9 protein-coding genes are annotated in these 13,516 nt (G+C 36.2%); 6 read left to right on the top strand and 3 right to left on the bottom strand.

Annotation, left to right across the window (positions count from 1 at the left end; all coding sequences use genetic code 11):
- Nucleotides 1–7: 7 nt before the first annotated feature.
- Complete coding sequence (locus M2372_RS01310) at nt 8–1,426, bottom strand: TolC family protein (RefSeq protein ID WP_123318695.1); 1,419 nt, start codon at nt 1,424–1,426, stop codon at nt 8–10.
- A gap of 164 nt (nt 1,427–1,590) precedes the next feature.
- On the opposite strand from M2372_RS01310, the gene M2372_RS01315 reads away from it, so the two are divergent.
- Nucleotides 1,591–2,820: a hypothetical protein gene (locus tag M2372_RS01315; protein WP_148060732.1), complete on the top strand. Its 1,230-nt coding sequence runs from the start codon at nt 1,591–1,593 to the stop codon at nt 2,818–2,820.
- A gap of 153 nt (nt 2,821–2,973) precedes the next feature.
- Here M2372_RS01315 and eco read toward each other — a convergent pair whose 3' ends face one another.
- The gene (gene eco, locus M2372_RS01320) at nt 2,974–3,462 is read right to left on the bottom strand and encodes a serine protease inhibitor ecotin (RefSeq protein WP_115971305.1); all 489 of its coding nucleotides are present in this window, start codon (nt 3,460–3,462) and stop codon (nt 2,974–2,976) included.
- Nucleotides 3,463–3,505: 43 nt separating this feature from the next.
- The gene (locus M2372_RS01325; RefSeq protein WP_123318693.1) at nt 3,506–9,424 is read right to left on the bottom strand and encodes an alpha-2-macroglobulin; all 5,919 of its coding nucleotides are present in this window, start codon (nt 9,422–9,424) and stop codon (nt 3,506–3,508) included.
- A gap of 18 nt (nt 9,425–9,442) precedes the next feature.
- Between M2372_RS01325 and M2372_RS01330 the strand changes: the two genes are divergently transcribed.
- The 5 genes from M2372_RS01330 to M2372_RS01350 all read left to right on the top strand — a co-directional run bounded on the left by M2372_RS01330 (nt 9,443) and on the right by M2372_RS01350 (nt 13,467).
- Nucleotides 9,443–10,198 (top strand): hypothetical protein, encoded by a 756-nt coding sequence (locus M2372_RS01330; protein WP_115971307.1) that lies wholly within the window; start codon nt 9,443–9,445, stop codon nt 10,196–10,198.
- 3 nt (nt 10,199–10,201) lie between these two features.
- Entirely contained in the window at nt 10,202–11,281 is a 1,080-nt protein-coding gene (gene recF, locus M2372_RS01335) for a DNA replication/repair protein RecF (protein WP_123318692.1), read from the top strand.
- Between the two features lie 67 nt (nt 11,282–11,348).
- Nucleotides 11,349–12,830 (top strand): carboxylesterase/lipase family protein, encoded by a 1,482-nt coding sequence (locus tag M2372_RS01340; RefSeq protein ID WP_123318691.1) that lies wholly within the window; start codon nt 11,349–11,351, stop codon nt 12,828–12,830.
- A 107-nt stretch (nt 12,831–12,937) separates the two neighbouring features.
- Nucleotides 12,938–13,234, top strand: coding sequence for a hypothetical protein (locus M2372_RS01345; RefSeq protein ID WP_123318690.1), 297 nt, complete (start codon nt 12,938–12,940; stop codon nt 13,232–13,234).
- A 65-nt stretch (nt 13,235–13,299) separates the two neighbouring features.
- Nucleotides 13,300–13,467: a bacteriocin-like protein gene (locus M2372_RS01350; RefSeq protein WP_185018724.1), complete on the top strand. Its 168-nt coding sequence runs from the start codon at nt 13,300–13,302 to the stop codon at nt 13,465–13,467.
- The last annotated feature ends 49 nt before the right edge of the window (nt 13,468–13,516 follow it).

Raw genomic sequence — 13,516 nt, forward strand, 5'->3', positions numbered from 1 at the left:
TTAATTTTTAAGGGATTAAATAAAATCTGGTGATATCCAGTTCCTGAGTAGACCTCATCAGTTCTATTCCTGCTCTTCTCTGGTTGAAAATTGCATTCTGATATTCAAGTTCTACTGCTTCAAGGTCATTTTCCGCATCGATAAGCTGTGATGATTTGCTCATCCCATATCTGAATTCTTTTTCAGCCTGTACCAATGCATTTTTAGCCAATTCTTTTTCTTTAGCCTTTAAAGTGATCTGAGCAGAAGCAATATCATAATTGGTCTGGTTATTGGCCAGATTCAGGGTTAGCTTTTTCAGGGCATCTTCTTTTTGATTCTGCAATACTTCTTTACCAACTTTTGCTGTTTCTTCAGCATGCTTTCCTTCTTTTCCGTCAAAAATTTCCCATTTAAATCCAACACCAGCTGTAATCAACGGAAAAACATTGATATTGTTTGGGCTCCAGTCCAGTTTTTTCCCTTCATATCCTAATAATGGAACGGCAGGAACTACATTTTCAGAACTTTTGATACGGTTTCCGTATAACCCGATGTAATAAGCTGAGGCCATCAACTGAACTTTTGGAATCATCCAGGTCTTTTCAGCTTTTATTTTATAATCTGCAGCACTGATCCCATGCTCAAGGGCACGAACTTCAGCTCTCTGCTCTATTCCTTTTTCTGCAGCAAGAAGCTCTACAGGAGATAGTACGGGGTCTATCATTCTTAAACGTTCCCTGTCGATTCCTGTTAAAATATAAAGTTGGGTAAGAAGCAATTCCTTTTTCCCTTCATATTCTACCATCTTTGCATTTAAAGTAGCCTGAGCCAGTTCAATTTTTTTGTGATCGTAAGGAGTGATCAAACCATAGCCTAAAGCTTTGTCTGCTGTTTTTTTGTTGATGTCCAGTCTTTTTTTACTTTCGTCCAATACCTTTTTAGACTGATGGATCAATGCCAGCTGGTCATAGGCTTTGGAAATAGTGGCAACCACTTCATCTTTTGTTTTTTCCAGCAGTACTTCTTCAGATTTCTTCTTCTCTTCCACTGCTTTTTTCAGATATTTCACCTTTCCTCCAGAGTATAGCAGCATCTTGGCATCTGCCTTGGCAACGCCTGAAAACCCTGATACATTGAAATTATTGTTGAAAGTACCTTCCGGAATATTGATGAAGGGAGCGAGATTAATTTCCGGTGACGTAAGTCTTGCTGTTCCGTTAAGATAACCTGCTTTACCACTTAATTCCAGAGTAGGAAGAAAGATATCTTTTAATTTATGTTCATCAAGATCGGTAAGCTTGTTTTGGGTAATCTGCATTTTCAGATTCGAGTCCCGAACCATAGCACTATCCAGAAGTTCTTTAAAATCCGGCGCAGACTGTGCCCAGCCAAAAGCAGGAAAAGCAAAAAAACTAAACGTAAAAATCAATAAATTGTTTTTCATGGTTTATGTTTATAACAAATATAATGCAAAAATTGTTAAAATACTCAAAGATAATTTAACAAAACCCTGAATTTAAAATAAGTTTAAAATCTGTTTAAGTATAAAAGTCTTTGAAATAAAGTCTTATCAAAACCGTTTAAATGTTAATTAAAAACTAAAAAATCTTGAAAAAAATCTTAACTCCACTTTTAGTAATGTCCTTTCATTTCATTTCCTCTCAGGAAACAAAGGCTTGCAAGTGTGTTCAATTTGAAAAATTAAAAGACAGCCTTTCTCAGTCACATCCATTTTTTCAGCCTGTTACGGAAGAAGATGCTCTCATCCCACCCTTCACCTATATTTCAGTAAAATATATCAAGGCAGCTGCTAAATCAGAAAATATTATTGATCCTGTTTACCAGCGAATAAAGGATCTCCAATTGGACAGTATTGATGCCTTGTATGCCATCATGCAGGAAGAGTTTTCTAAAAAGGTAAATGATATTCCTATCCCACTTATTATTAAGAAGGAAAAATTTAAAGGGACAATTGCTATTTTATATACCACTGATTCTTTTTTATCCAAAAATTATTATATAAAGATATCCAAAGACAATGGCAAAACCTGGCAGAATTATTTTACGGGATTAGTTGCCAATCATTATTATTTCTTAAAATCCAATTCCAAGTACCCATTATGGAAAGACGAAAGTCATATTCAGATTGAAGCAGATATAACCCGAATGACTAAACATCTGGTTTACGGAGAAACTCCTAAATATACTGTTGTAAAAAACAATGCTTTACTCACTCTTGATCTTGCTGAGATTTTAAAAGACTCTGATGGAGATGGCATTAATGATATTGAAGAAACCCAAAAGCTTTTCACTAATCCTTATTCAAAAGATACGGATGGAGATGGCATCAGTGATGCAGAAGACAACAATCCCAAGTATACAACTGCTGAAAATGATTTCACTAAACTTTTGAAAGGAATTATATATGGTAACTATGATTTTGTGAAAAGTAACGACCCTTCCCATGAAGAATTTTTCATTCCTTTAGCCACCTTTGATGAAGATCTGAAAACCCAGAGGAATGAGCTTCCAAAAAGAGAAAAAGAATTTCTATATTCTTTGGATTATAAAGTTATTGTGACTGATAATGATAATCTGAAAAGGCTCGAGCCTATTGATGAAAAAATCCTTTTTTTAACCCCGAAAGAATTTGCTGAGTATCAAAAAACCAGCTATATGTATCACTTTAATCCTTACTATAGCAAAGTCTTTCCCTGTGATGAAGAGAGAGACACCTACATTTTTATGATTGAGGGGAGTATGACTGGCACCACTTATCTTATCAAAAGAACTCCTGGTGGCTGGAATATAGAAACGTTCAACGTTTGGATGGCATAATCTTTTTAAAATTCCTGACCTGGCTTAAAGCAAAATTTTCATTCTCTTAATTCTCCTTAATAGCCCAAAATAAAGATAATATACTCTCTCTAAAAAGCGAAAACTCCCCACATCACTGTGAGGAGTTTTCTGTTTATAATAAGCTTGCAAATTTTACTTCTGAACTGCTTTTTTCATAGTGTTATCAGGTCTTAAGACTCTGTAGCGAACTTCTATGTCTTTCGGTACATAAAATACCAATGGCAGTTTACTGTTGTATCTTACAATTTCCGGCTTAAGGGTAACAAACTTTTTAGTCATTTTCTGTCCCGGGCAAGCCATTAATGTTCCTGCCGTTTCCCCTTTGGATTCTACTTCATAATAGTTGTATCCCCATCCCTGAAGATCCTGGCTTTTCATTTCTCCCATTAAAGAGTAATTGTTGCAGTCTAACATTTTTTCAGCACCAACAAAAACTTCTACTTTTAAATCGCTTTCATTCTTTGCAACAGGAAGCTGAATATATACTTGTTTGTATCCTTCTTTAGCTTTTGGGAACATTTCAATCTGTAGTTTTTCAAACTTTTCAGCTTTCTTTTGAGCGAAAGCACTTACCCCAGCCATCAATACCAATCCAGTAATTAAAGTTTTTGAAAATTTCATTTTATTTGGTTTTAAATTTTACGTATTTCCTAATAGCCAAAAATCATTCCAAAATCTGAACACCGGTTCCTTTTGTATGGGCATTCATCTGTGGGGCATAGTAATTCTGCATAGTGGTAATACCATTTGAGAACTTTCCGGATGCATTAGCAACTACATCGTATTCAAACACATATTTGCCTTTTGGCATATATTGAATATAGAAATTTGTGGAGGCATCTTTAGGAGATTGATAATATCCTAAATTATTTTTCCACTGATATCCTGATATTGCATTAACCGGTTCAAATCCTGCAGCACGCATATCTTTAATATGAATAAACTCCATCGCTCTGTCTGTATTCAGGATCATTCTTACGGTTACTTTGTCTCCTACTTTTAATGGAGTTTCCGCTGAAATTTTCTGAAGTTCTTCCCCGTTTACTGTTTTCACTTTTTTATAAAGCTCTTTGGTTACGGAGATATAATTCTCGGATGATTTGATTTTATCCAGATCTTCATAGTACTGCCAGAACAATCCACCCTGAACAATTCCTGGCCCCGGTTTGGTAACAGTCACCGTTCCCAGGTTTTTATCTACAGCCTCTGTTTTCACTGTTGATTTCACATATCCTGTTGCCTGAGTCTGAGGAACGATTTCTTTTCCACCCCAAACAATAGTTGCTTTATCACTTTCAGCACCCGTCCATGATTTTCCTGAATTTAAGATTGTAAAGATCACTTCGGCCGTACCTCTTGAACTTCCCCATGAGTTTACTTCTTTTTGGGTTACCAGCCAGATCTTCATGTCTTCTATAAAATTGGTATCATTAGCTTTTAATGTATTGAAAGCTTCCAAAGCCCCTGCATGGTTCACTACTTTAGAACTGAACCAGCCCCAGTCATTCAGATTCTGTTTCCAGTATACTCCCTGAGTTTTGGTATCTGTAGAAGTTTCTTTAAGGTAATTCATCAGTTTATCAGAAACATCTTTTACTCCATAATCATTCATGAGTAAAGCGGCACGGTGAAGTCCGAAGAAGGTAAAATCAGTGATTTTTGCCGTTTTTGCTTTTTGTTTTATCAATACTTTCAAGTTTGCCCCTTTTCCTTTTAAAGGATATTGTTTTTCCCAGTAGTTTCTGGTATCAAGATAATCAAGAATCCAATTGCTCCAAACATTTTCTTTTTTAGGATCAGCATATTTACTGATCTCATTGTCTACATACTGAATCAGTTTTGACACTAAAGTATTCTGCCCTGAACTCTGATAGTCTTTGGCGTTATCTTTTAACCATAGATTAAGTTTTCCTAGATTCTTAAGAATATATAATGACGTACTGTAAGAACTTGGATATCCCGCATACCAGGAGAATCCACCATCAGGATTTTGCAGCTTACTGAAATCATCCCAATCCTGGTTAATTGAATTCCTCATCGTATTCGTATCAAACAGAAGGGCCAGCTTTTGCATCTGTTCATTTTCATTCTTACTTTCCAGCACCCAAGGGGTTTCTTCCAACAATAACTGTTTCAGCTCCTGATTTTTTTCAAGATTTGAATTAAGTATTCCTTTATTCTGATATTCATCAAAAACCGTCTTCATTTTAGGATTAGCCTTAAATACCTCTGAAGCCAGTATATCTGCAAACCACTTATTGAAAACAACATCAGCCGAACTGTTCTGATCATCTTTAAGGCTTGGAAGTGCAAACATAATCTCCCAGATAGGATTGGTTGTAAGTTCCAGTGTATTCGAAACATTGGACGCTGTTGTAGATGTATTATTTTTAAGATTATCCAGCACAAAAGTCTTCGTTTCTCCTTCTTTCACGAAAACCGGTACAGCATCAGTCACCAGCATTCTGTTTGGCAAGACTGCTACAGCCTGTTGCTCTCCGTCAGAATAAGCTCCAGCTTTTGCTACTACTTTCAAAATAATAGATGAAACATTATTCGGAACCTTTAATTTCCATGTTAATGCTCCGTTTCCGTTTTCATTTAAATCAAAATTCTGTGTTCCTGAGGTGATTCCGAATTGAGACGATATATTTTCATTGGTAAATGCGTCTAAGATCTGTAATTCGGCAGAACCGTTCATTTTCTTATTGGTAAGGTTAGATAGTTTTGACTGTAAGTTCAATTCATCCCCTTCTCTTAAAAATCTCGGATAATTTGGAGTCACAGAGAATTCTTTCTGTGTTACCACTTCTTTCTCCAATGTAGCAGCTCTTGCATCTTTTGTATGAGCTAGGAACATCAGTTTCCACTTCGTTAAAGCTTCCGGAGATGTAAATTCAAAGTTTACATTTCCTTCCGCATCGGTTTTCAGATCCGGATAGAAGAATGCTGTTTCATTTAAATTCTGACGTACAGGAACCTTATCTAGATTTTCTTCAGCAGATCCTCCAGGAGGAGGCGTTTCTGCCTTCGGAGCCGTTACAGGTTCAGGAAGAACATTCTGTACAACCTCTATTTTATCTTCGACAGACGCAGCTCTCGCAGTTTTAAATCTGGCCCCTGCAATGGGTGATGGTGGTCGTGGTGAATACGATGGTGCTTTAACGCCCTCTTGATTTTGAATACTGGCAATCTCGCCTTGCAAAACATATGAAAAGTCACCATCAAACCAATTAAACTCAGGAACCGTTATCCCCTTTTCATTGAAATATCTCAATCGTTTCTGATAGTTTTTCTCCAACAGATATTCTCTGATATCATAGGAGCTGATCATATTGAACGGTCTATACAGTTTACTCCAGCCAAAATTATTCACGGCAAACTGGTCTAAAGACATATCATACATATTTGCCAGTACCTCTGCATTTACCTTTTCTTTATCATTTCCGGTAACTTTTACAGTCCATTTTTCTTTAGCATTCGGTTCTAGCTTATCTCTGAAAGTGACCGTTTCAATCTTTAAAGGTTTCTCAGTGTCTTTTATTTTCAAAACTGCGGCTTCTGTTTTTACATTATTAAATGCGACCAACTGGAACTGAAGATTAAGTTCAGAAACACTCTTATCTTTTGGAATATCTGCCGTATACTCTAATATTCCTTTGTTAAACTGGTAGGTTTCCGTAAGTGTTTTACCTGATCCATCCTGAACAAATACATTGACCAGAGCATCCGGAATTGCAGAATACACATATACTTTTGCTTTTTCTCCTCTTGAAAGCTCATCTTTCGGTGCAATAACCGTTAAAAATGTCTTCTGAACCGGTTTCAGGGAATTTTTATCCCAAACACTGAAATATTGAGAAGCCTTTATCGTGTCTTTTCCTTCAATATTGAAAAGCTCCAGCTGATAATCTCCAGCTTCAAGTTTTCCAAGATCCAGATCTGATCCAGTTTGTGTACCAGAAGAAGGCTGCTGCTGTCTTTCAACGACTACTTTTTCTGTTTTCCAGTTTTTGATGTCATCATTTTTGTCAAATCTATCGTGCGGGAACTTACCTATAAATTCTTCTTTTGAATATTTTGGAAGATCCTGAACTTCTGATGTAAAATTATCTCTGAAAATTCTATCCGGAGCAGCCAGTTTTGACAACTTTACCTGATACGATTTTTTAAGAACCTGCTCATTATAATTCTTCGTCTCTACCTTTAGCTTGGTATTTTCATCACTGAATATATTCTTAATGTCATCAGCCTTGATGTAATGGGAAACTGAAGCAACCTTAAGATTTGTATCCGCAGATTGGGTTTCTCCATTAATGTCAGTGACAGAAGCATTGATTTGATAGTTATCAATCTGTATTCCTTCCAGTTTTTCATCTTTTTTAAGATCCAGACGAATAACAAATTCTCCTTTTTCATTGGTTTTAGCTTCTCCAAGAACTGAGTTTTCATTATCATTATCTCTTGGATACCACCAGAAATATCTCCATCGGATATTCTGTTTTTTGATCTCATAATGTACGGTTGTATTGCTTAAAGCGACTCCGGAGAACATCATTGCTTTCCCTTTCAGCTCTATGGTCTGACCGTACTTATATTCATCTTTTACCGGTTCAAAACTCACTTCAAACTTGGGTCTCTTATATTCTTCTACTCTGATATCTTTATATCCCTGACTATTTCCATCTGTTCTCAGATAGAAAACACCATTCAGCCTTCCTTTTGGTAACATAAAACTTCCGTGATAGGAGCCGAACTCATTTGTGGTAAGGCTTTGGGAAGTAACTTCCTGGCTGTTGGCATCCAAAAGCGTAATCTTTTGATTCAATCCCGAAACTACGGTTTCAATTTCATTATTTAACCGGGTATTGACTACTTTGAAATACACAGTCTGTCCTGGTCTGTAGATCGCTCTGTCTGTAAAGATCTGTGCTTTGGAACGGGTTTCAACGTTAGGATTATAATTTTCATTGCCTGAATTCCCGTAAACCTGCATGATCTGGAAATCGTTGGTTTTAGGCTGCTGAATCAGGAACGTTCTGTAATATTCCTTGTTGGCAGTGACTGGGAACTGAAAAACTCCTTTATCACTTGTTTTTCCTTCAATTTTATTAATGGAATTATTATTCACAAACTCATAAAACCTAAGGTTCTCGTTAGAAATAGCTTTTCCGTTTTCACTACTCACTAATCTAAGGTCGTTGGAAAGCGTGTTTTTGGAAGATTTAGACTGATAGATGATCTTATTACCGGAAACCAGAAAATAAAAATTCCTTTCAGGATCGTTATCTTTTGAATTGGTTCCTGCGACTGCATACTCTACCACATACACTCCTGAAGGAAGCGGTTTAATTTCCAGTGAAGTTTTATGAAGCTGATAATCTTTAGGATCTGAAAGCTGATAAGTTTCCTTTCTTACCAGGTTCTTTTTAATGTTTCCAAAATAATTATTGGCATAAGGATTCTGCGCATATTTTATGAATGGCAGAAAATCTTCTTTTACCGCATAAATGTTTAAAGAAAATTCTGAGATATTCTGATATTCTGCAACAAAATGAATTGGCAGATTATTCTGGGTCTGCTTCTCATATTTGATACTCAATACCGGATTAATAATCTGATTTTCCTTGTTTTTAATGTTTTCGATGAAAGGGGATTTCGGATATTCACTTTTGGCCTGTGCTGCAACAGCAATAGCTTCTTTGGCTTTCTTTTTCATGATAAGTTCATCCATAATCTCGCCCATGATGACTACTTTGTAATCACCTTGCACATCGGATTTGGTAAGCGCCTGAAGCTGTTCAAGCTTATCTTTACATTGGTTGAAATTACAATTATTCACCAATTTTTCCTTCATAAAATACAGCTTAGGATTCCCGTTATTCTGTGCAATCAATTCATCAAAAACAGCATTAATTGTGGTCCTGTTCTCTGCAAGCTCATTTTTTGTGAAAATATTATTTTCTGATAAAAACCCGACTTTCTTAAGGGCATACCATTCATACAAACTTGGGAAATAGGCAAGGTCTTTCGTTTCTGAAAACAGTGTTTTATACTTTTCCAGTGAAGTCTTCTTCATGTCCTGTTTCTGCTGATCAAGCTCCTGATAACTTTTGGTTAAATAGTTCTTAAAGTCAAGTTTTGTCCAGGTCTCAATCTGTGCAAGATTCTGCGTATTGATATTGGTCCTTCCATTGATCTCCCAATAATTCTGATTGTAATAATCCAGAAAGAATCCGCTCAAAAGGACATTATATACCAGTTTCTCCTCTCCTTTCAGCTTTCCTTCTGATTCCTGGAGTTTTTTAAAGAATTTTGACGCAGCATCGTTCTGATCATCGTCTACAGTCTGATTTACAATACTGAACTCTGCTTTAAGGGAACGGATCAGCTGAATGGTATTATTTTCTTTCATAGCTTTGTTTTCCAGGTCTAAAATAATGGGAAGATTAGATTTATAAGCTCCTTTCTGACTGTTCTCTGCTATTTTTTTCCACTGGTCATCATAATATTTCTGTGCGAAAACCGGGGAAAAGCCCAATGATAACAGCGAAAGCATAAATATCTTGGAAAATCTTTTCATATGTATTAATTTTGATAAATGAACATTATAAAAATACTGAAAAAAACTGTCATAGACAGCCAAATATATGTCTCTTTAATGGGAACTCTTTTTGCAGTATTTTTCATGAAAGAGCAAAACACATTCCGTTTCCCTACTATTCTGCTGATTTTTATAACGTATTTCAGTGGTTATCTTTATACGAAGTACCAGTATACCAAACATTTTTTCAAAATTCTGGTTTTAAATGCCATTGCAGGGATCTTCTGCGCATTCCTAATCATTCATAATCATAATGAAATAAGACTGATGAAGTGGTTTATTATTGTGATATTGGGATTACTGTATAACAGTTTTTTTCTGGATGTTTATATCCGGAAAATTCCTTTGTTGAAAGTATTTTATGTAGGACTGGTCTGGGCATTGGTTAACTGCTGGCTTACACTCCCTGAATTCAGTATCCCTATTTTTCTGATTAGTTTTTTTTATATCACGGCATTGGTACTTCCTTTTGACATCCGTGATATGAACAGTGATACGGTAAAAACCTTCCCCATGCTGATTGGCGTTCAGAATACAAAGTATATTGCCTATACAATGGTTTTCATAAGCAGTATCATTGGAATTTTTTATCTGAAACCTCTTTATGCTGTCGCCTTTTTTCTATCCAGTATCATTACTTATATTCTTATTTATTTCGCTGAAAACAAAAGAGATGACACTTATTTTTCATTCGGAGTGGAAACTTGTTCGGCACTTCCTTTTTTATTTTTACTAATAATGGAGTATTTTTGACGAATGATTATCAAGAAGCTTTCACTATACAACTTCAAAAACCATTCTGAGAAAAAGTTTGAATTTTCCCCACAGATCAACTGTTTTGTGGGTAATAACGGTGTGGGAAAAACAAATATCCTCGATGCCCTTCATTATTTATCAGTTGGGAAAAGCTTTTTGGGAAATACGGATCTCAACAACATCAAAAAAGAGGAAGATTTTTTCACCCTTGATGCTGAGATCCAGAATGAAGACAGTGAAGATATCATTAGAATCACTCAGCCTAAGGAAGCTAAGAAGGTGATTAAAAAGAATGATAAAAGCTATGACAGGCTTGCCGATCATATCGGATATCTCCCAAGTGTTATGATTTCACCTTATGATTCCAACCTTATTTCTGATTCCGGAGAAAGCAGAAGAAAGTTTCTGGATGCTATGATCTCCCAAACAGATTCTGAATATCTTTTTGACCTGATCCAGTATCAGAAAACAATACAGCAAAGAAATGCTTTACTGAAATACTTTGCTAAAAACAGGACCTGGGATAAAGATTCACTGGAAATTTATGATGAACCGATCACCAGATCCGGAACCAAAATCTTCAATAAAAGAAAAGTGTTTGTTGAACAATTAAATCCTATTGTTCAGAATTTTTATCAGATTATTTCGGGTGGAAAAGAAACGGTTTCTGTCATCTACGAATCTCACTTATTGGAAAATACCTTTGAAGTACTTTTAAAAGAAAGCCTTGAAAAGGACCGCATGTTGACTTATACTTCAAAAGGAATACACAAAGATGATCTTCTCTTTGAAATGGATCATATTTTAATTAAAAAAATAGGTTCACAGGGACAACAAAAATCTTTCCTGATTTCTTTAAAGCTTGCTCAGATGAGCCTTGTCAAAGAACTTACCAAAAAAACGCCTATTCTTTTGTTAGATGATATCTTTGATAAGCTTGATGATACCAGAGTTGCACAATTGATTGAGCTTGTTAATAAAGAAAGCTTTGGCCAGATTTTTATTACAGATACACATAGAGAAAGAACTGAAAGTGTGGTAAAGAAAATTAATGAGGAAAGCATCATCTTTGAGATATAATTAATCTCTTATTTTCTTTAATTTACCCAAATATGTCTAACTTGTAGTATACTTTTTTACAATTATTATGGAAACATTACACACAGTTACTACTCAGTATGGAGACGTTAGTGGCATTAAAACAGAGAAAGGCATCCTAACATTTAAAGGCATTCCGTATGCAGCCCCACCTATTGGAGCAAACCGTTTTCAACCTCCTACTCCTCCTATACCTTGGACCGGAATAAAAAATGCAACAGAATATGGGCCTACTCCACCTCAGTTAACACCTAATACTGGACCATTTGCTGAATTATTACCTAATGTTGTAATTCCAGGGGACGATTATTTGAACCTTAACATCTGGACTTCAGATACTGCTGAAAAAAAACCGGTTATGGTTTTTATTTATGGAGGAGCTTTTGTTCTTGGATCAGGAGCTGTCCCAGGTTATGATGGCAGTAGTTTTGCACGGGATGGTGTTGTTTTAGTTACCATCAACTACAGAATAGGTATTGAAGGATTTTTATGGTTTGGAGATGGGATACCCAATCTTGGTATACTGGACCAAATTGCCGCTCTAAAGTGGGTTCGGGACAATATTGCCAACTTTGGCGGCGATCCTGATAATGTTACTATTTTTGGTGAATCTGCTGGTGGAATGAGCGTCTGTACACTACTTGCTATAAAAGAAGCGCAGGGTTTATTTCGACGGGCAATTGCTGAATCAGGAGCAGGACACTCTGTAATTAGCCCTTCATCCGCAAAGCTTATTGGTACAAGACTAGCAGAAATACTTGGCGTTGCACCAACACGAGAAGCCATTGGAGAAGTAAGTCTTGAAAAGGTCTTTGCAGCACAGGGACAATTAGGATCCGAAATTATGGCAAAACCTTCAATGGAGTTATGGGGTGAAGCGGCATTCAACTTAATGCCTTTTGAACCGGTAATTGATGGCCATTTATTAACCGCCTCCCCAATAGAATGCATTGCCAATGGGTCCGGTAAAGAGGTAGATATCCTTATTGGTACCAACAGCCAGGAATTTAGATTATTTCTTGTTCCTGATGGTATCCTACCAAAAATTACAGATTCCGCTTTGGATACTGCCGCTGCTGCCTATGGATTATCCGCAGAAGCTATTCAAACCTACCGGACTAATCGCCCCGACAGTTCTCCTGGTGATACACTAAGCGCTATTATTACAGATTGGTTTTACCGTATTCCTGCATTGCGGATTGCGGAAAAACATAGCAATACCCATGTATATGAATTTTCATGGGGCTCCCCTGCATGCGACAATTTACTTGGTGCCTGTCATGGTATTGAACTTGCCTTTGTATTTGACAATCTAAGCAATCCTGGTTTTTCCAATATGCTAGGCAATCATCCTCCACAGCAATTAGCTGACACGGTTCATAAAGCATGGGTGGATTTTGCGACGAATGGCAATCCTGGCTGGGATACTTATCATACTGATAACCGTGTATCTATGCGTTTTGATGTTGTATCACAAACTACTGTTGACGACAGAGCTGATGAGCGTTCTGCATGGGATGGAATCAGGTAACATATTGATATTAAGAATAAAATTGAGTATTTGTTGAGAATAAATATAATATTTTAAAACACCATTTATAAGATTGATGGGTTGTACTGACAACCGAACCCCTACCAATGAAGAAGAATAAAAAACGTGAATTTCAGTCATCAGAACTTGTAAAATCTTTTGCGAGGATCTATGGCTTTGAGGATAAACTTGTGGCTTTTGATATTAAAGATTTTCTTGAAGATTATCTTGACCAGAGTCTTTTTAATGAAATCAGAAGTGTGAATATTGAAAAGAAATGCATCATTATTAAAATTGATTCTCCCTTATTAAAAAATGATTTTAAAATGCGGAAAAGCTTTTATCTGAAGAAGTTTCAGGATAAGTTCGGGGCAGATAAATTTGATGATCTGCAGATATTATAAAAATTACGCAAGGTAATTCAATGATAATTGATATATTTAGAATCTAAATTTAAAATCAAATAACCATGAAAAAAGTACTTACATCAAAGAAATTATCAAGAGAATCATTAAAAAAGGTTCAAGGTGCAGGACAAATGATATGTTGTGCAGTATTGTGCTCAGACCCTACAGTGTGTGCCGTTTGGACACAATTACCAGCACTGTGCCCTGAATCATCTGATTGCAGCGCATAATCATCAACACCATATTAGAAAAAAGCTACCCAATGGTAGCTTTTTTATT

Source organism: Chryseobacterium sp. BIGb0232, assembly GCF_024810195.1.
Taxonomy (GTDB): Bacteria; Bacteroidota; Bacteroidia; order Flavobacteriales; family Weeksellaceae; genus Chryseobacterium; species Chryseobacterium pennae.